This is a genomic window from Nostoc sp. WHI (assembly GCF_015714725.1).
Classification (GTDB): Bacteria; Cyanobacteriota; Cyanobacteriia; order Cyanobacteriales; family Nostocaceae; genus Nostoc.
Genome location: NZ_WBKM01000082.1, coordinates 1 through 19882, shown reverse-complemented (window position 1 = coordinate 19882; position 19882 = coordinate 1). Strand labels below are relative to the sequence as shown.

General features: G+C 43.1%; 20 protein-coding genes and 2 pseudogenes. 10 read left to right on the top strand and 12 right to left on the bottom strand.

Annotated features, from left to right (window positions below; translation table 11 throughout):
- The first annotated feature begins 27 nt into the window (after positions 1-27).
- From glsA to F8S12_RS08370, 3 genes are all read left to right on the top strand, one after another.
- Positions 28-942: a glutaminase A gene (gene glsA / locus F8S12_RS08380; RefSeq protein ID WP_196515849.1), complete on the top strand. Its 915-nt coding sequence runs from the start codon at positions 28-30 to the stop codon at positions 940-942.
- A 116-nt stretch (positions 943-1058) separates the two neighbouring features.
- A complete protein-coding gene (locus tag F8S12_RS08375) occupies positions 1059-1967 on the top strand; it encodes a nucleotidyl transferase AbiEii/AbiGii toxin family protein (RefSeq protein WP_196515848.1) in 909 nt (302 codons plus the stop codon).
- A 128-nt stretch (positions 1968-2095) separates the two neighbouring features.
- A complete protein-coding gene (locus tag F8S12_RS08370; RefSeq protein WP_230967887.1) occupies positions 2096-2314 on the top strand; it encodes a glutaminase in 219 nt (72 codons plus the stop codon).
- Between the two features lie 37 nt (positions 2315-2351).
- Here the strand turns inward: F8S12_RS08370 and F8S12_RS08365 are convergent, their stop codons facing one another.
- The gene (locus F8S12_RS08365; RefSeq protein WP_196515847.1) at positions 2352-4139 is read right to left on the bottom strand and encodes an ATP-binding protein; all 1788 of its coding nucleotides are present in this window, start codon (positions 4137-4139) and stop codon (positions 2352-2354) included.
- A gap of 126 nt (positions 4140-4265) precedes the next feature.
- Complete coding sequence (locus F8S12_RS08360) at positions 4266-5708, bottom strand: hypothetical protein (RefSeq protein ID WP_196515868.1); 1443 nt, start codon at positions 5706-5708, stop codon at positions 4266-4268.
- A gap of 545 nt (positions 5709-6253) precedes the next feature.
- Here F8S12_RS08360 and psaA point away from each other — a divergent pair.
- Positions 6254-8512 (top strand): photosystem I core protein PsaA, encoded by a 2259-nt coding sequence (gene psaA, locus F8S12_RS08355; protein ID WP_196515846.1) that lies wholly within the window; start codon positions 6254-6256, stop codon positions 8510-8512.
- Between the two features lie 119 nt (positions 8513-8631).
- The gene (psaB, locus tag F8S12_RS08350) at positions 8632-10863 is read left to right on the top strand and encodes a photosystem I core protein PsaB (protein ID WP_196515845.1); all 2232 of its coding nucleotides are present in this window, start codon (positions 8632-8634) and stop codon (positions 10861-10863) included.
- Positions 10864-11090: 227 nt separating this feature from the next.
- Here psaB and F8S12_RS08345 read toward each other — a convergent pair whose 3' ends face one another.
- Positions 11091-11441, bottom strand: a complete 351-nt coding sequence (locus F8S12_RS08345; protein WP_196515844.1) for an ArsR/SmtB family transcription factor — start codon at positions 11439-11441, stop codon at positions 11091-11093.
- Positions 11442-11522: 81 nt separating this feature from the next.
- Here F8S12_RS08345 and trxA point away from each other — a divergent pair, with 81 nt between their 5' ends.
- The 4 genes and pseudogenes from trxA to F8S12_RS08325 form a co-directional block, all read left to right on the top strand.
- Entirely contained in the window at positions 11523-11846 is a 324-nt protein-coding gene (gene trxA, locus F8S12_RS08340; protein WP_196515843.1) for a thioredoxin, read from the top strand.
- 131 nt (positions 11847-11977) lie between these two features.
- The gene (locus F8S12_RS08335) at positions 11978-13090 is read left to right on the top strand and encodes an alkene reductase (RefSeq protein ID WP_196515842.1); all 1113 of its coding nucleotides are present in this window, start codon (positions 11978-11980) and stop codon (positions 13088-13090) included.
- Positions 13091-13254: 164 nt separating this feature from the next.
- Positions 13255-13506: a nitroreductase family protein gene (locus F8S12_RS08330; protein WP_442946789.1), complete on the top strand. Its 252-nt coding sequence runs from the start codon at positions 13255-13257 to the stop codon at positions 13504-13506.
- A gap of 175 nt (positions 13507-13681) precedes the next feature.
- Positions 13682-14125 (top strand): annotated as a pseudogene (locus F8S12_RS08325) (nitroreductase family protein); the annotation flags it as partial.
- A 187-nt stretch (positions 14126-14312) separates the two neighbouring features.
- On the opposite strand, the gene tmk reads toward F8S12_RS08325, so the two are convergent.
- The 8 genes from tmk to F8S12_RS08285 all read right to left on the bottom strand — a co-directional run bounded on the left by tmk (position 14313) and on the right by F8S12_RS08285 (position 18405).
- The gene (tmk, locus tag F8S12_RS08320; protein ID WP_196515867.1) at positions 14313-14948 is read right to left on the bottom strand and encodes a dTMP kinase; all 636 of its coding nucleotides are present in this window, start codon (positions 14946-14948) and stop codon (positions 14313-14315) included.
- Between the two features lie 77 nt (positions 14949-15025).
- A complete protein-coding gene (locus tag F8S12_RS08315) occupies positions 15026-15289 on the bottom strand; it encodes a hypothetical protein (protein WP_196515841.1) in 264 nt (87 codons plus the stop codon).
- 108 nt (positions 15290-15397) lie between these two features.
- Positions 15398-16000: a hypothetical protein gene (locus tag F8S12_RS08310; protein ID WP_196515840.1), complete on the bottom strand. Its 603-nt coding sequence runs from the start codon at positions 15998-16000 to the stop codon at positions 15398-15400.
- 143 nt (positions 16001-16143) lie between these two features.
- Complete coding sequence (locus tag F8S12_RS08305) at positions 16144-16509, bottom strand: aspartyl protease (RefSeq protein ID WP_196515839.1); 366 nt, start codon at positions 16507-16509, stop codon at positions 16144-16146.
- Complete coding sequence (locus F8S12_RS08300) at positions 16506-16823, bottom strand: hypothetical protein (protein WP_196515838.1); 318 nt, start codon at positions 16821-16823, stop codon at positions 16506-16508. The genes F8S12_RS08305 and F8S12_RS08300 overlap by 4 nt, the downstream gene beginning before the upstream one ends.
- Before the next feature lie 69 nt (positions 16824-16892).
- On the bottom strand, positions 16893-17261 hold the full coding sequence (locus tag F8S12_RS08295; protein ID WP_196515837.1) for an aspartyl protease: 369 nt from the start codon (positions 17259-17261) through the stop codon (positions 16893-16895).
- Positions 17258-17575, bottom strand: coding sequence for a hypothetical protein (locus F8S12_RS08290; protein ID WP_196515836.1), 318 nt, complete (start codon positions 17573-17575; stop codon positions 17258-17260). The genes F8S12_RS08295 and F8S12_RS08290 overlap by 4 nt, the downstream gene beginning before the upstream one ends.
- Before the next feature lie 173 nt (positions 17576-17748).
- The gene (locus F8S12_RS08285) at positions 17749-18405 is read right to left on the bottom strand and encodes a DUF3386 domain-containing protein (RefSeq protein WP_196515835.1); all 657 of its coding nucleotides are present in this window, start codon (positions 18403-18405) and stop codon (positions 17749-17751) included.
- Between the two features lie 100 nt (positions 18406-18505).
- On the opposite strand from F8S12_RS08285, the gene F8S12_RS08280 reads away from it, so the two are divergent.
- Positions 18506-19177, top strand: a complete 672-nt coding sequence (locus tag F8S12_RS08280; RefSeq protein WP_196515834.1) for a helix-turn-helix transcriptional regulator — start codon at positions 18506-18508, stop codon at positions 19175-19177.
- A 403-nt stretch (positions 19178-19580) separates the two neighbouring features.
- Here the strand turns inward: F8S12_RS08280 and F8S12_RS08275 are convergent.
- Positions 19581-19757: pseudogene (locus F8S12_RS08275) on the bottom strand (IS701 family transposase); the annotation flags it as partial.
- Positions 19758-19882: the final 125 nt, after the last annotated feature.

Here is a 19882-nt window from a genome sequence, read left to right as displayed (position 1 = left end):
TATAAGTGATTTGAGCGTGTATCTTTTGTGAAAGAATTTGACAAACTAACTACTATTGAGTTATCAGCTTGGGTACAACAAGCTAAAATCCAGGCTGAAGAAGGACGAGTTTGCGATCGCATCCCGCAATTAGCTTTAGCTGATCCTGGTTGGTTTGCAGTTCACATCTGCTGTGAATCGGGGCAAACTATCAGCCTGGGCGATACCGCTTGTATATTCCCCTTGATGAGTGCCATTAAACCATTTTCTTTACTTTATCTGCTAGAACATTTTGATGCAGAGACGGTTTTTGGATGGGTTGGGGTTGAAGCATCGGATGCACCCTTCAATTCTTTAGAACAACTCATTGCCGATCGCGGACGCCCCCGAAACCCCATGATTAATAGTGGGGCAATTACCCTGGCTGATAAATTACCAGGAAAGGACGCTAGCCAACGCACTCAGCAATTTTGTCAATGGCTCAATCAATTAGCAGGTTGTCAACTAAGGTTAGATGAGGTCATGTTAGCTTCAGTGCGACTGACACGCTCAACAGCCAATCAAGCGATCGCTAATTATCTTATCGAAATCGGACATCTAGAAAATATTGAAACAGCACTTGACACCTACGAGCAAATATGCTGCCTATCTGGGCGAGTTGAAGATTTAGCTCTGCTGGGAAAACTCCTAGCTTGTGAAAGCGATTGTTTATCAGCACAAAACCGCCGGATTGTCAACGCTGTAATGTTAACTTGTGGACTATATGAAGCTTCTGCCGAGTTTGCATTCAAGATTGGTCTACCGATGAAATCAGGGATTGGTGGTGGACTACTCGCAATAGTACCAGGAGAGGGAGCGATCGCTTGCTACAGTCCAGCCTTGGATAATATCGGAAATCCTGTAGGAGCGATCGCATTTGTTGAGGCTTTAGCGCAAGAGTTACAGTTAAGCATCTTCGGATAAATGCTGCTTTTAACAATTAGTGATTACGAATTACGAATTACGTTAGCGTAGCGTTAGCGAGTCTTCTCCCAAGGGGAGACGCCAAAGGCGAACGAGCGTCATTACGAATTAATTTTATGCTCAATCCACAAAAGCTACCATTTCTAGAGTCTATTGGTTGGCAGCTAAAAAATGTATATCAAATGAGTGAAAAAGAAATTGTTCAATTGTATCAACGCAATTGGCATCATCAAACTACCTTCAAAAACTTAAAACAAGAAGAAAAGGATTTTGTTCATTATTTAGCAAAAAAATATAACTCTTGGATATTACCGGATTTTGAAATGTTTCATCTCGATCATCACAATAATATAATTAAAATACTTAATGCTTTCAATCCAGAAGTTTTCAAAAAAGCTTCTGCATATTTTGGCGGTGGTACACTCTTGGCGTTAGACTATGATGAATACAGGCTTAGTAAAGATATTGATTTTCTCTTCCCTTATGGAACTGAAAATTACAGGTATTTAAGAAATTTGATTTACGACGAAGGAATTATAGCATTCTTTCAAAGAACAACAGATATCGAATTAGGTGAACCTACAATAAATCAATATGGTATTCGTTTCCCTGTTGTAGTCAATGAAACAACTATTAAAATAGAAATTGTAGCCAGTGGTATTTTTACTTTAGACCCTCCTATTTATCCTGAATGGACAAAAATACCTTGTCTAAGTATAAGCGATAGATTTACATCAAAACTAATGGCTAATGCTGACCGATGGAACGATTCAAGTACACAATCTAGAGATTTAATTGATTTAGCAATATTGCGTGTAAATAACGAAATACCCGCACGTGCGATCGCTAAGGCTGAAGAAAGCTACGAAGTAAAAAAGCCATTAGTTAAAGCTATCAATAATTTTACTGAAAAAGAAAGATATAGAGATAAATGTTTTCAGGAGTTAAACATACCTGAAGAAAAATTTCCAATAATAATGGATGGAATAAATTGGCTTCTTGTTGACTTTGAATCTATGAATTAAAGGAATTTAAAATGCAATCATCACTACCATTATCTGACCATGTGATAAATCTTGCATTAGCATTGGTAGGGGAATAGATTGACTCCTAGCTTTGGAAAATAGCCGTTTCTCAACACAAAACCGCCGGATTGTCAACTTGTGGACTATATGAAGCTTCTGCCAAGTTCGCAGTTAAGATTGGTCTGCCGATGAAATCAGGGATTGGTGGTGGACTACTCGCAATAGTACCAGGAGAGGGAGCGATCGCTTGCTACAGTCCTGCCTTAGATAATATAGGAAATCCAATAACGGGGCTTGTCTTCGTGGAGTCTTTATCACAAAAGTTACAGTTAAGTATTTTTAGGTAAATCCTGCTTTTAACAATCCGTAATTACGAATTACGAATTACGAATTACGAATTAGTTGAATGGGGAGAGAAATGATAAATTCTGTACCATTACCCACCTCAGATTTGCACATTAGTCGTCCTCCATGTTTCTCGACTACAATCTGATGACTAATCGAAAGTCCCATACCAGTGCCAACGCCTCTGGCTTTAGTAGTAAAGAACATCTCAAAAATTCTTTCTTGCATGTCAGATGCAATACCCGAACCGTTATCAGCAATGCGGATAACTACCCAGTTTTTATCTTGAAGTTCAGTAGCGATCGTAATTCGTGGGTAGTCTTGACTGTTATGCTCTTCTTCCAATGCGTCAAGCGCATTGTTGATAATATTCATGAACACTTGATAAAGCGAGCTAGAAAAACCTTCAACGCTGGGAATATTGCCGTACAACCGCTCAATCGTAATCCCCTTTTTGATGCGGCTATTGAGGATGAGTAACGTACTCTCAATGCATTCGTGCAGATTGACTGCATGAGCTTCTGCTTCATCTAGGCGAGAAAAGTTTTTCAGGCTTAAGACAATTTGCCGCACACGATCAGCGCCGAACTTCATCGACTGCAAAAGTTTGGGTAAATCTTCTTCCACAAATTCTGTATCAATTTCTGTAGCGTAGGCTTCTACTGCTAGAGGTGGATTAGGCACTTCTTGGCGATAGGTTTGTAGCAATGCTAATAAATCGTCTACGTGTTGAATAGCAGGATCTAAATTGCCGTAGATAAAATTTACCGGATTATTAATTTCATGGGCAATGCCAGCTACCATTCGTCCTAAGCTAGACATTTTTTCACTTTGGAGCAATTGAGCTTCTTGCATTTGCTGCTGACGAAAGGCGGCTGCTTGCTGTTCTTCCAGTAGACATTTAACCCTGTGCAAAACCTGGTTAAAAGCAGTAGCAAGTATCCCAATTTCATCTGTAGTTATGACAGGTGCTTGCACATCAAAGTTAGATTCTTTGGTGACTCGCTGCGCCATATTCGTCAGCACTTTGATGGGATAGGTAATGGTTCGACTTGTAAACAAAGCTAAAATAGTAGCAATCAAAACTGACAACAGGATGCTGGCAGCCATGATTTGAATCCGCATTTGTGCTGCTGTCTTTGATGTCGTCGTCGCTGCTTTTAAGTCCTCATAAGAAGCATCAATGATGGTGATCAGTTCATCAGAGATGCCATCAAACTTAAGTGCTAACTCACTGTTGGTAAATTTTAACAGTCGTTGTTGGGCGATCGCAATTTTATTGTCAGTTAAAGGCGATAGATCAATTTGCTCAAATAGTTCCTCAAGTTGATCAATATAAGTTTGTGGTATACCTTCATAAGTTTTTAGAAGCAAGGGAATATTTTCACCGTGCTTTTCCTTCGCATAATTAGCAGTTTTAATGTAGTCTTTGATTTCAGACCAAACCTGCTCAATTTCAGCTATATGCACAATAATATGTTTGTATTCATCCTTATATAAGTCTGGGTTCGCTGCCAAGGGAATAAGTTGCTGTTGGTGCGTCCGGGTTTGAAGGATACCTGCCTGGAGGCGATGAAGCAAATTAAGTTCTCTAAAAGCGTTTTCTTGCTGCTGCAAAGCTTGTCCTTGATAGTAGTCTCCAAGGATTAACCCAATCGTAGTTCCTAAAATTCCAACACTGAGGGCAACAGCATAGCCACATTTAATCTTATTACCAATACTCAAACCATTGGTAACTCGTATAAACCACCCTCTTCGGCTCGATTCTCCGACGGCGATATCGCCGGAAACTGGCACAAAATCTGAACCTTGAGTTTTGGAAGCCATAGTAATTCTAAGTAAGAAATAAGAGTCAATTCTTACTTAGAATTCCCTAGTTGTTCAGCAAAAGCAACAATTTTGCAACTTTGTGACTTCTATATTACTGAGTTCTATGACGGTGAAGAAAGTGAGTTATTTCACTTCTCCTTTTTCGGATAACGGGGTTGATTCAGGAGTTGGTGTCACCTCTGGCTCTAATTCTGGTTTAGTTTCTGCTGATGGCGCAATTGTTTCTGGTGCTGGAGACTCAATAATCTCTGGCAAACTAGGAGATGGCGTAACTGATGGCTGTGAGGTGGGTATCTTATCCGCCCGACGGTTGAAAAATCCGCCCAATCTTGGTTTTGTTGACTGAGGCGCGATGTTTTTAGGTAACGGCGTTGATTCAGGACTTGGCTTTACCTCTGGCTGTGGTTCTGATGCCGGAGACTCAATAATTTCTGGTAATGTCGGGGACAACCGGGGAGATGGCGCAGCCGTTGGAACTTCCAATTTTGGCTGTGTTTGGAATTCTTCTGGAACTTTAGTTTTAGGAATGGGCTGTTTTTCTACCTTTGGTTGGATTTGGGGAGTTTTTTCAACGGACGGCGTGGGTGTAGATGTTGTAAATTTATAATTCGGGTCTACAATGCCACGCACCTCATCTGCTGTGAGTTCTCCTCTGGTAATTCTCGACAAAGTATCTTTACCCTTTGGCTGGTAGTCAATCAGTCTAACTGTGATATTAAAGGCATTTTTGAGAGGATTTCCCTGATTATCAAGAAATTCCAGTTTTACCCAGTTTTTTCCAGGTTTAAAGCCCTTGAGGTAAACTGCTTGCCAGCGATCGAAAATAAAGCTTTCACCATTGATTGTGACGCGGATGCGCCAATCACTAAATTCTTCGTTGTCCTTTTCTTTACCCACCAGATGTAAGGGGGCGTTAGTTAGATAAAAGTCCAGTAAGATTGGTTCTGCTCCATAGCTGCTTTGAGGACGGCTATAGGTTAGCAGAGGTAAGTTGGGATTTGGGTTATTGTCGTCGGTTTTGGTGAAGACGTGAAACGTTGTCTGGGCATAAGCGCCTTCATTTTTAAAGCTTTCATGCCAAGGACGGGAGGCAAAGACGCGCAGGGTATGAGTACCTAAAGACAAGTCTGGCAAAACCAAGGGCTGATTCAGGTCGTAAACAGGTATATAAGGTTGATTATCCAGAATTACGTGTAGATGGGGCCCTAGTTGTAATTGGGGGTCTTTAAATATTGGTAGATCCTTAACCTGAAAGCTGGTTGTGACTTTGTTATCTTGGAGAACTTCATCAGGTCGTGGAGTAACAATTGTCACTTGTGGCTGATAGACTTCCAAAATTGGACGCAGTTCTTGAATAACATTTGGTGGGGAAACTTCCGAAAATTGCTTTGAAATTTGAGAAATCTGTGGAGAGTTTTCTCTATGGCCAATAGATACTTCCTGGCTCACAGCTTTCTCGCCACAACTGGTTAAGCTGCATACCAACACCAATGTCATTATCCACCTGAAAATCGGAAACTCCTTAGGGAGGAGCTTTTCTAAGACCTTCTTCTGCCACGAGTTCATGCGTTGCACCCAGTAATAGTCTTCGACAATTGACAGATTATTTTGGCTCAAACTGTCCATCTGGAACTATAGCTGTTTCCAGCCTAAAAGGTGAAATCTGCCTCACATCCCATAAGTTTTTCTGTGTATCTCAGGAAATTTTCAAAGAAGTCATATTGTTTACAGCTTTTTACTTGTAAAAATTGAAATATGACACAAATATTCACAATCAACAGCACAAAAGCTGGAATGCTGGCTACATCCAGTAAGACCAGAAATTTTACGAATTGTTATCCTTTGTAAAATAAATGAATAATCTATTGACTTTTGGACAAATAGTTTAGAGTTAAAAGCCCGATGAGGCAGGAATTGTAGCAATATTTGAGCAAGTTTGAATTATTGTTAAAATATCTCCACCAATGTACAAGTGAAGACTCTATAATTCAACGAGAAACAACTATCCACATAGGTCTTCATCGCGGCTTCAGTAAAATTCTGGAGTGTGTGGTAATGGTTAACTTTGTGGTATACATGATTCCTCATTACTTATCAAGAGAGGAGGTCAAATGACAATAAGTCCTCCGGAGCGAGAGGAAAAGAAGGCAAGAGTAATCGTTGATAATGACCCGGTTCCTACCTCATTTGAGAGATGGGCACAACCTGGACACTATGACAGAACCTTAGCCAGAGGCCCCAAAACCACCGCATGGATTTGGAACCTGCACGCACTCGCCCATGATTTTGATACACATACAAGCGATTTAGAAGACATCTCCCGCAAGATATTCTCAGCCCACTTTGGCCACTTAGCCATAGTGATGATTTGGTTGAGCGGGATGATTTTTCACGGCGCGAAGTTTTCTAACTACGAAGCTTGGCTAACCGACCCGTTGAACGTTAAGCCTAGTGCCCAAGTCGTTTGGCCAATTGTTGGACAAGACATTTTAAACGCCGATGTTGGCGGTGGTTTCCACGGGATTCAAATCACCTCCGGTTTGTTTCAAGTATGGCGTGGCTGGGGTATTACCAACTCCTTCCAGCTTTACGTCACTGCGATCGGTGGCTTGGTATTAGCAGCCTTGTTCCTATTTGCTGGCTGGTTCCACTACCACAAACGCGCTCCTAAACTGGAATGGTTCCAGAATACGGAGTCGATGCTGAATCATCACTTATCAGTATTGTTAGGTTGTGGTTCCTTGGGATGGACAGGTCACTTAATCCACGTGTCCAATCCGACCAACAAGCTTTTGGATGCAGGTGTTGCTCTCAAAGACATCCCCTTGCCCCACGAGTTCATCTTGAACAAAGACTTGTTGACCGAGCTGTATCCTAGCTTTGCTGCTGGTTTAGCACCCTTCTTCACCTTGAACTGGGGTCAGTATGCTGACATCCTTACCTTCAATGGCGGTCTGAACCCAGTAACAGGCGGCTTGTGGATGACTGACATAGCTCATCACCACTTAGCGATCGCAGTTCTGTTCATTATTGCTGGTCATCAATACCGTACCAACTGGGGTATTGGTCACAGCATTAAAGAAATTCTAGAAAACCACAAAGGGCCCTTCACTGGTGAAGGTCACAAAGGTCTCTACGAAAATCTGACAACATCTTGGCACGCTCAGTTGGCTACTAACCTGGCCTTCTTGGGTTCGCTGACCATCATCATCGCGCATCACATGTACGCGATGCCCCCCTATCCATATTTGGCAACTGACTACGCTACGCAGCTGTGCATCTTCACCCACCACATGTGGATTGGTGCATTCTGTATAGTCGGCGGTGCGGCTCACGCTGCCATCTTCATGGTGCGGGATTACGATCCGGTTGTAAATCAAAACAACTTACTGGATCGGGTGATTCGTCACCGGGATGCAATTATTTCCCACCTCAACTGGGTGTGTATTTTCCTCGGCTTCCATAGCTTTGGACTATACATCCACAACGACACAATGCGTGCCTTGGGGCGTCCCCAAGACATGTTCTCTGATACGGCAATTCAGTTGCAGCCAGTATTTGCTCAGTGGGTGCAAAACATCCACACCTTAGCTCCTGGTGGCACTGCTCCCAATGCCCTAGAACCCGTTAGCTATGCTTTCGGCGGTGGGATTTTGGCTGTAGGCGGTAAAGTAGCGATGATGCCCATTGCTTTGGGTACGGCGGACTTCTTAATCCACCATATTCACGCATTCCAAATCCACGTTACCGTCTTAATTCTGCTCAAAGGTGTATTGTTTGCCCGTAGCTCTCGTCTGATTCCAGATAAAGCAAACCTGGGCTTCCGCTTCCCCTGCGACGGTCCTGGCCGTGGCGGTACTTGTCAAGTGTCTGGTTGGGATCACGTATTCCTCGGACTTTTCTGGATGTACAACACAATATCCATCGTAATTTTCCACTTTAGCTGGAAGATGCAATCGGATGTCTGGGGAACGGTAGATGCAGCCGGGAATGTGACTCACATCACTGGTGGTAACTTTGCCCAAAGTGCTATTACCATCAATGGTTGGTTGCGCGACTTCTTGTGGGCGCAAGCTTCACAAGTCATAAATTCCTATGGCAGCGCCCTATCTGCCTATGGACTCATGTTCTTAGGCGCTCACTTTGTCTGGGCATTCAGCTTGATGTTCCTGTTCAGTGGTCGTGGCTACTGGCAAGAACTGATTGAGTCCATTGTTTGGGCGCATAACAAACTGAAAGTAGCACCAGCAATTCAGCCTCGCGCTCTGAGCATTATTCAGGGTCGAGCTGTCGGGGTAGCTCACTACCTCTTGGGAGGAATCGCCACTACTTGGGCATTCTTCCATGCACATATCCTTTCAGTAGGGTAGCAATCAGCAGAATTTTGGATTTGAGATTTTAGATTTTGGATTGAATCTAAAATCTAAAATTCAAAATCCAAAATTGAACTGGTACTTGATGGCTAAAGGTCAGAGGATTTATTTAACCTATGGCGACAAAATTTCCCAAATTTAGCCAGGATCTCGCGCAGGACCCGACGACTCGTCGGATATGGTATGCGATCGCTACAGGCAACGATTTTGAAAGCCATGATGGCATGACCGAAGAAAATCTTTACCAAAAGATTTTCGCAACTCACTTCGGTCATTTGGCAATCATCTTCCTGTGGGCATCCAGCCTCCTGTTCCACGTAGCCTGGCAAGGTAACTTTGAACAGTGGATTAAAGATCCCCTTCATATCCGTCCCATCGCCCACGCGATTTGGGACCCCCACTTTGGTAAACCAGCTATAGAAGCTTTTACCCAAGGTGGCGCTAGTAATCCTGTTAACATTGCTTACTCTGGTGTTTACCACTGGTGGTACACCATCGGTATGCGGACAAACACCGAACTGTACACCGGTTCACTGGGTTTGTTGTTGTTGGCAGCAGTGTTCTTATTTGCTGGTTGGTTGCACTTACAACCCAAGTTCCGTCCTAGCCTTTCTTGGTTTAAGAGCGCTGAACCCCGGCTGAATCACCACTTGTCAGCTTTGTTTGGTGTTAGTTCTTTGGCTTGGGCTGGTCACTTGATTCACGTTGCTATCCCCGAATCTCGTGGACAGCACGTAGGTTGGGATAACTTCCTATCCACCCCCCCCCACCCAGCAGGTTTGGCACCTTTCTGGAGTGGTAACTGGGGTGTTTACGCTCAAGACCCTGACACAGCTGGTCATATATTTAGTACTTCCACTGGCTCAGGTACTGCGATTCTGACTTTCTTGGGTGGCTTCCATCCTCAGACAGAATCCTTGTGGCTGACTGACATGGCGCATCACCACTTAGCGATCGCAGTACTATTTATCGTTGCCGGTCACATGTACCGGACTAACTTCGGAATTGGTCACAGCATCAAAGAAATGCTGAACTCCAAGTCCGGTTTAGTACCTGGTACCAAGAGTGAAGGTCAGTTCAACCTGCCTCACCAAGGTCTGTACGACACGATCAACAACTCCCTGCACTTCCAACTGGCTTTAGCCTTGGCAGCTCTGGGAACCATCACCTCCTTAGTGGCGCAGCACATGTACGCCCTGCCTCCTTACGCATTTATTGCTAAGGACTACACAACACAGGCAGCGCTTTACACCCACCACCAGTACATTGCAGTTTTTCTGTTGGTTGGTGCATTTGCACATGGTGCGATCTTCTTAGTGCGCGACTACGACCCCGAACAAAACAAGGGCAACGTCCTTGATCGCGTGTTACAGCACAAAGAAGCGATCATTTCCCACCTCAGCTGGGTATCGCTATTCTTGGGCTTCCACACCTTGGGTCTATACGTTCACAACGACGTAGTAGTTGCTTTCGGTACACCTGAAAAGCAAATCTTGATTGAACCGGTATTTGCCCAGTTCGTTCAAGCTGCTCACGGTAAAGTACTCTACGGCTTAGACACCTTGTTGTCTAACCCCGATAGCATTGCCTACACAGCCTACCCCAACTACGGCAACGTTTGGTTAAGCGGCTGGTTAGATGCCATCAACTCTGGCACTAACTCCCTCTTCTTGACAATTGGCCCTGGCGACTTCTTGGTACACCATGCGATCGCTTTGGGTCTGCACACCACCACCTTGATCTTGGTCAAAGGTGCTTTGGATGCCCGTGGTTCTAAGCTGATGCCCGATAAAAAGGACTTCGGCTATGCCTTCCCTTGCGACGGCCCCGGTCGTGGCGGTACTTGCGACATCTCAGCTTGGGATTCCTTCTATCTGTCTCTGTTCTGGGCATTGAATACAGTAGGTTGGGTAACTTTCTACTGGCACTGGAAGCATTTAGGTATTTGGCAAGGCAACGTTGCTCAGTTCAACGAAAATTCTACATACCTAATGGGCTGGTTCCGTGATTACCTCTGGGCTAACTCCGCTCAGTTGATTAACGGATACAATCCCTACGGCGTGAATAACCTGTCTGTCTGGGCTTGGATGTTCCTGTTTGGACACTTAGTTTGGGCTACTGGCTTCATGTTCTTAATCTCCTGGAGAGGTTACTGGCAAGAGTTGATTGAAACCCTTGTTTGGGCACACGAACGTACTCCTCTAGCTAACCTAGTTCGCTGGAAAGACAAGCCCGTGGCTCTGTCTATTGTTCAAGGTCGTGTAGTTGGTCTAGCTCACTTCACTGTTGGCTATGTCTTAACCTACGCCGCATTCTTGATTGCTTCTACTGCTGGTAAGTTCGGTTGATCCGGCTGCTAGTTTTGTAAAGAATAAAAATCCCCTGCCGTAAGGCAGGGGATTTTTTGTTGAGAAAAATAAAGAAAGGGCAGGCAAGATGTCCACTCCATAAGAAAAATTACATTAAGGAGTGCTGAGTGCTGTTAGCGGATAGCTATGGTTTAGCCCGTACCGAGTTGGGAATCTCACTTCTTCACTCAGAACTCGGAACTCGGAACTGTTTTTGCCCCATGCCCCTAAACCATTGAAGCTGTTTGTTTAGTACAGGTGGGGTCAACAGGCAATGGTTGAGCGGCTTTCAATACCGCATCCAGCAACCCTGGAAATAGCACCTCTAAATCTTCACGCCGCAGGATGTTGATGTGATGTGTCCCTTCTTTCCGTGTCAAGACTACCCCCGACTTTCGCAAAATCTTGAAGTGATTGGACATGGTAGACTTGGCGATCGCAAAATCAAATCTGGCACAGCATTGTTCCCCCTCGGTAGCCAGCAGCCGCACAATCTCTAGCCGCACTGGGTCACCCAATGCATACAGCACTCCTGGTAAGGAAATATTTTTTCGTTCTGGGTGATAAAGAAATCTCATATTTGCATTATCTCATCAGGTGGTATATATTTTTATTATTCGATATTATCGAATTATAGAGTTAAGTCAGGAAGGCAATTTATGTCATCCATTACAAATGTCACAGAAGCCACATTCAAGCAAGAAGTCTTGGAAAGTACAATTCCGGTCTTAGTAGACTTTTGGGCACCGTGGTGCGGGCCTTGCCGAATGGTGGGCCCAGTCGTTGATGAAGTTGCTGCCGAATACGAAGGACAGGTTAAATTTGTGAAGCTGAACACAGATCAAAATCCTACTGTCGCCAGCCATTATGGAATTCGCAGCATCCCAACACTGATGGTTTTTAAGGAAGGTCGGCAAGTTGATACTGTCGTAGGGGCAGTGCCAAAGACGACCTTGAATAAGACCTTAGCACAGCATCTTTAAACTAGTGGAGTGCTGAGTAAATTAAAAAGTACTCAGCACTCAAAACTTTGTTAGGTCAATTACAGAAAGTTTGCACGGGGCTGGGAGAAATAACCAATGCCCAATTAAAGACTCATTTGGAGATATAACCAATGACAACTGATATCAATCTATTTTCTTCCTACCAATTAGGAAATCTGGAACTACCTAACCGGATAATAATGGCACCTTTAACCCGAAACAGGGCAGCTAAGGGAAACGTACCACACCAACTTAATGCTACTTACTACGTCCAACGTGCTTCTGCTGGACTAATTATTGCGGAAGCAACACAGGTAACTCCCGAAGGACAGGGCTATCCCAGTACACCAGGAATTCATTCACCAGAACAGGTGGAGGGATGGAAGTTAGTGACCGATAGCGTACATCAGCAGGGAGGGAGAATTTTTCTGCAACTATGGCACGTAGGCAGAATTTCGCACCCTGACTTACAACCGGATGGAGCTTTGCCTGTTGCACCTTCTGCCATTGCTGCTCAAGGTAATGCCTCAACTTATGAGGGGTCTAAACCATTTGTTACTCCCCGTGCTTTAGAAACTTCAGAAATATCGCAGATAGTAGAACAGTATCGTCAGGGAGCGGCAAATGCTCTAGCGGCTGGGTTTGATGGGGTAGAAATTCATTCAGCTAATGGTTATTTAATAGATCAGTTTCTTCGGGATGGTACGAATCAGCGCACAGATCAATATGGGGGTTCAATTGAGAATCGGACTCGATTTCTGTTGGAGATCACAGAGGCAGTAACTAGAGTGTGGGATTCTAACCGAGTAGGAGTACGTTTTTCTCCCAGTGGAACTTTTAACGATATGCGTGACTCTAATCCCCTGGAGACATTTGGTTATGCAACTCAAGCATTGAACCAGTTTAATTTGGCATATCTGCATATTTTTGAGGCAACAGAGGCAGATATCAGATATGGCGGGATAATTGTACCTACTGCTCATATACGCGATCGCTTTACAGGTACACTCATGGTCAATGGTGGTTATACCCGTGAAAAAGGCGATGCCGTACTAGCAAACAAAGCAGCAGATTTAGTTGCCTTTGGCACGCTATTTATATCAAATCCCGATTTACCCCGACGCTTGGCTTTGAATGCACCACTAAATGAACCAGATCAAGCAAGCTTTTATGGTGGCGATGAAAAGGGATATACAGACTATCCATTTTGGTCGACTGCTAATGAGCCAGTAGCTAATGCGTAATGCGTAATTCGTAATTCGTAATTCGTAATTATAATCTTACGACTGTTCGCGTAGCGTGCTTTTGTTCTGAAATAAGGAATAATTTTTGTTTCCTGAATAAATACATTTGCTTGTATCGTAAATTACGAATTATTTGGTCATAACTCAACTACCCTGAGAATCTTATGAGTTCCATCACCCAAACCCAACCTTTAGATGTACCGAGTGCGATCGCTAAACGCCGTTCCATCAAAACTTTTAAAACAGACGCCATCGCCCCAGAACTGCTCAAGCAACTGGTAGAGCTAACTGTAGCTGCACCCAGCAGTTTCAATATTCAAGGCTGGCAAATTATTCTCGTGCAAGATGAGGCGCAAAAGGCAGCGCTATCAGCAGCATCGTGGAATCAACCAGGACTTACGCACTGTACAAAATGACTATCATGTGTATCAACGAAAATCCGTTGTTTCAGACCATTCGCTACTAGCTTTAGATCACTAGCGTAGGCGCAGCCCGCCGCAGGCATCGCTGGCTAATGGTGAAAAAATCAAACTTAAATGTCTGAAAACCCATATTCATATTTAATTGCTTCTGTCAATGCGTAAGTCCTATCAACAACAAATTGTCCAAGCACCTGTAACCTTTGTCTTTGCCGCCAATGTGAGTGCACCCGAAAAAAACTTGACCCCGATAATTGAACAGGCTCTTACATCTGGGGCATGGAATGAAAGCACTGTAAATTACTTCAAAACTGCTGTCCCGCAATTTCAAGCCGGTCTAGGCGACAAGCAACGTGAATATGCTATCAAAGATGCCATTATTGCCTCTACCCATTTAGTATTAGCAGCCGAAAGCCTGGGTTTATCTACCTGTTTTATGAACGGTTGGATTGAGGATCAGGTGAAAGAAGTGATTGGTGCTGCGGATAATCCAGATTTAGCGATCGCTGTTTTAGTTCCTGTTGGCTATGCAGCAGAACCACGCTTGAATCCGGGTCGTTTGCCATTATCCTACAACGTCTTTGTAGACAGAATAAGTAACCCTTATCTAGGGTAGTTTTCGTGGATTATATCATGTCCGCTGAATTGCCCATAATAAAACAACCTTACCCCGCCTATAGCTAAAGCTATAAGCTCCCCTCCCCTAGTAGCTACGGTGTACACACAAGTCATGCAACAAAGGTAAAGTCAAAAGACTTGTCTGTACACCGTAGCCTAGTAGTGGAGAGGTCACGCAGGAATGTCTACGGTAAGTTCTTCAGGTGTCCACGCAAAATTTCTTGAATTATTTGGTGTACAGCTTCTTGACTCAAGCTGCCATCTACCCGCACAATTCGTGAGGGATAAGATGCTGCTAAATCTGCGTATCCTTGCTGAACACGCCGATGAAAAGCGATTGTTTCTTGTTCAATGCGGTCTAGTCTTACTCCGCCTGAAAGTTTGCGGGTTAGTCCCACCTCGACATCGACATCTAACCAAATAGTTAGGTCACTCTTTAAGTCACCAGTGGCAATATAATTAAGCTGATTGATTAACTCGATATTAAGACCCCGACCATATCCTTGGTAGGCAATGGTAGAGTCAGTGTAGCGATCGCATAAAATATATTTCCCTGCTGCGAGATTTGGTTTGAGTTCTTGTTCGACGTGTTGCGATCGGTCGGCAGCATACAATAAAAGTTCTGTCACTTGAGCAACTGGTTTATCCTCTGCCTTTTCTAGTAGCAAGCGGCGAAGATGTAAGCCTAACTCTGTTCCCCCTGGTTCACGAGTTACCATCACAGAAATACCCAGACTTTCCAACCACTGACAACAAAGCTTCATTTGGGTGGTTTTGCCACAGCCTTCCACTCCTTCAAATACAATTAATTTGCCATCCATGCTTTTTAAAGTTTGCTGCAATAAACTTGTTCGCTGACGTTTGATCAAGAATAGCGCTCAATGGACTCAATTCAAACCTAGTCTCTATCTAGATTTTGTGACTTTTTAGCCTTTTCCACCGTGTTCTCAAGGAGCGATTCATAGCTTTCATCTGGTAGGTGGTTGAGAAACGCTTGTGCAAAGCTCCCCCCAAAATCTGCTGTAGGGCTAGATGGAATGACTAAAGCATCAAACGGTAGATCCCAAGGGCTGTCTGTTTTAAATATGTAAATCTTGGTCTTGCCTTGCTTTTTAAGGAGAATTGGCTTGTTTTCGCCCGTTGAATTAGCTGGTTTTATCATAAATATGCCTGATAATTATTAAATATTACAAAAACATCCTAAACATATCTCATGTATACAAGTTTGCACTCAGTTACAGTAGGGTGATAAAAGTAAGCGCAACATCTATCAACTGTTTTGAACCATCCAAACTAAAAATCCGAGAATTTGTTCTACAGGTGGAAGAGGATAATCCATCAAGTCAATAGTGACAATATTATCCTCCAGCTTTAGGAATCGCCATTGTGTACCACTGCTGATAGAACCATATATTACCGCAACGGGACGATTTTTTGCGGCGTTGAATCTTTGTGCTGCAACCATCTCTGCAATACATTGTCCAAACCCAGTTCTTAAATCAGCTTTTTTTGCTTCCACAATCACAATGCATGGTGCTTCAATTTCTAGCACTTCCGGCGAACGACTCAATAGGAAATCACACATTCCATTAAGTCCAACTGCCTCATCTACTGTAAAATCTTCCCCAGAGAATAAGCTAATTTGGCGATTTAATATCCGTCTAACTTCTAATAATACTGGGTAAATAATTCCTTCGGAACGGGCTTTTTCACTAGCTGAAGAAGCAAGTGGCAAACTTTCTTCAAGATATGCTGTTAGTGTAGCAGATGCTTTAATTGGTTCAGTGACAGGAATAAATCGGCCACCCTCCTGTGTTTTTAACCCGAAAGCTTCTTTAACTTTACTGATAGTTGTAAACTGACTATAAGGCATAACTGGTATAAATGTTGGCGTTCTGGAAATACTCTTCCTCTACGTGGTGTGTGATTAGAAGATAGTTGTGTCATATTATTTACTATCTACTAGAGAGAAGCAGTTTACTTTGGATATATTGATTGTATTTGAAGCGATCGCATTTACCCCAATGTCAAAATTCCGCTTGGAAAATCTGCCACTAGTCGTTTTGTCTGTAACCAACGCACACCCAAAAGAATATCTTGCAGTTCATCTCCCCCCAACACTGAAATGATGAACTCTTCTTCATCTAAAAGTATAGTTCCCTGATACAGGTTAAACTGTGCTTCTCCCCTTGCAGTCTGCATATCTTCTCTTTGACTCTCCCGTAACCATCCCAAGCTCAGAGCATCTTGATTATCAATTGCTAAAGCGCCAGTAAATCCTGTATCTAGTAGCGCTTGGACTGGGATAATATCACCATCAGCAGCAATCAAAGCAATTTCAAAAATTAACTCGCCTTTACTGTTAAACTCGCCGAAAATCATATTTTCCCACAGGTTCCAGTCTCATTGATTCGCATCATTAGACGTAAAGTATCACCAAATTGCTCACGAGCCTTTTGTCTAGCAACATCTTCGTTTGGATCTATAAAATAGTCTCCACTATCAGGCTCAATGACGATAAACCAGTCGTAGTGATCTTTGATTAACTCTGGTTGAACTCGTTCAAATACTACTCGACAACGCTGATAAAATACTTCGTCTTCAGCTTTCCGTCGGGCTTTTTCTTCCGGTAATAGTTGGCGCTCTGGGAATACTCTTCCTCTACGTGGTGTGTGATTAGAAGATAGTTGTGTCATATTATTTACTATCTGCTAGAGAGAAGCAGTTTACTTTGGATATATTGATTGTATCTGAAGCGATCGCATTTACCCCAATGTCAAAATTCCTGCGGGGAAATCTGCCAATAGTCGTTTTGTCTGTAACCAACGCACACCTAAGAGAACGTTATCTAGATGATCTCCATCCAAAACTTCTATAGTGAACTCTTCTCCATCTAAAAGCACGATTCCCTCATAAAGATTAAAGCGTGCTTCTCCCCATGCTGTTTGCATCTCCCGTTGTTCATTTATGTTGAGAATCCACCCTAAACTAAGAGCATCTTGGTTATCAAGTGCTAGCAAACCAGTGAATCCCGTATCTAGAAGTGCATTAACTGGTATAACATCTCCATCAAATGTAACCAAACCAATTTCAAAGATTAACTCACTCTGATTATTAAATTCTCCAAAAATCATATTCTGCCACAAGTTCCTCTCTCGTTGAGGCGCATAATGAGGCGCATTTTATCAGAATATTTTTCACGAGCCTTCTGTCTAGCAACATCTTCGTTTGGATCTATAAAATAGTCTCCACTATCAGGCTCAATGACGATAAACCAGTCGTAGTGATCTTTGATTAACTCTGGTTGAACTCGTTCAAATACTACTCGACAACGCTGATAAAATACTTCGTCTTCAGCTTTCCGTCGGGCTTTTTCTTCCGGTAATAGTTGGCGTTCTGGAAATACTCTTCCTCTACGTGGTGTGTGATTAGAAGATAGTTGTGTCATGTTGTTTATTATCTGCTATATAGAAGCGAGTTTACTTTGGATATATTGATTGTATCTGAAGCGATCGCCTGAAATCTGTGATCATTTATTATTACTTCTAAACCCCAAAAATAAAAGCGATCGCTTCCTTAAACTAAAGAGCGATCGCTAATTTTTATATTAAATAATCCAGCTTAAGCAGCAACAGGTTCCAACAATTTGATATCAGAGAAGACAAATTCCTGAATAGATACTTGTCCTTCTGTCTGGGTGCGAATTTCTCGACGATTCAGGATAAAATAGACACCAACTTTTTCGTATTCATCGGTAAATTCGCTTCTACCACCTTTTTGTTCCCCAGTTTTAGGGTCATGGTACACGGAGTCATAAGTGTGGGACAAGTAGCCTTCCCCCGTGTCATGACTGCTGAAGGTGTCAATTGTCACAAAAGTACCGTGAATTAGACGGTGAACATGGCATACTTCATTATTGCGGACTTTGTATTTATCGCCCTCAGCCTTACCACCAATTAAAAGCTCAACAGCACCAGTTTCGTCAGTTTTACCATAGTTAAAGGTATTGGCGCTGTGGGTGTCTTCAAAGCTGCGGCGGACGCGGTGAATTGCTATTTCCCATGTTTGACCATGAATTGCTTGCTTTGCTGACTCATCATCTACGTCCAAAACTTCCGCTTTGAGATTGGCGCTGACGATAACTTTGCCTGTAAACACTTGATCATCATGCTTAAAGGTAATATTTGCGGAATAACCGGGGAAATTTTTGTCCCAAGTATAGCGGTTCTCATAAGCAGCCCGGAAAAGTTCCTGAGCAGAGAGTTGTGTAACTGTCATGTGCTTCTCCTAGTCGCTACTGTAATTAGCGTTTTAGTTTTCTTGGTACTAGCATAGAAGTAGTTGTTGAGGCTTGGATAGTCCCCGACTGGGTACACTTATGACTAATTCTCTTCACGCCGTGTTTCATGCGATCGCTAATGTCCAGAATGAGCAAGAATTAAGACTAGCTCTGATGGATAAAATTGGTGAGCATTTTGGCGTGCAAAATTGGGGTATCTATCTCCTAAATGAGCAGCCAACGGCTGACATTGATGTTCAGGGCATTCCCGCAGTCTGCTTAGAGAGCAATCCAGTCGGGCGCTACGTGGTTGAGCGTCACGCTCCCGCTCATGAGCAGTTATTATTATCACCAGCAGACTGGAAGCATTTTTGTTCGCGTTCCGATCACGAACACGTAATGACCGGGCCGATTGTTTGCGATGGTCATCTTGTAGGAACGTTTAACCTGGCCCGCGACAAGGGAAATCCTGCCTTTAATGGCAACGATTTAGCTGACCTGAGTGCCTTATGTATTCATTTGTCAGCAAAAATGGCAACCCTACGGGCAAAACCCAAAATATTCAATTCCCTTTTAGTAAGTCCTCTAACAGCGCGGGAGTTAGAAATTGCTGAGTTAGTAGCGCAGGGCTTAACGAACGCGGAAATTGGGGAAAAACTTTGGATTACACAAAATTCTGTCAAACAAGCTCTGAAGAGGATGTTTCGGAAGTTGAAGGTTTCAGCGCGCGCGGAAATGGTAGCAAAGCTGCAAGATATGCAAGTTTCATAAAGGATAATTTTATGAGTCACCCGCGCATTCTGTAATCTAGTACAAGATTTACGCAAAATTATGCAAAAAAGGAAATGAATTTTGAAAGACAGTGTTTTTAGTTAAGCAAAGTATATCTATAAGAAAAAGCCCATTGGTACAACAATGAGCAGAGAAAGAATAATAAATATTGTTTTGTTATGGTTTCGGCGCATTTTCTGAAAGCTTAGAGACTAAGCAAAAATTTAGCCTCTGCATAGTCATTTCTCGATAATTCGTAATATTGAATGTTATATCAAGTTCGGCAAATCACTTACGATATGTCATTGCGAATGTAACGAAGTGGAATGAAGGAATCGCAAGGCTTTGGGATTGCCGCGCGACCCTCGCAATGACATAAGTATTAACGGGACTTAAACAAAAATTAAGCCCAAATAAAGCCCAAACTGGCTTTGTAAGCAGCAAATACATCACGGTTGAGGGTCAACCAATCGAAAAATCGATAAGACATAGCCGTTCTAAAGGCTTCTAAGGCTTCAGTAAAGGTGTTCAAAGGTTTGCTTGCCCACCTACGTCTCAAGCCTCCTGTCAATGATCTCCAAGCGCCGTTCGTTTACCTGGGAAGTAGACCAAGCAAGGTGCTTGGGTTAAAAAGTGGTGTAATCGGTGGTAAGTCACCCCTATAGCATTCTCTGCGAGCTGAAATAAGTTTTTTCTCTCACTTTC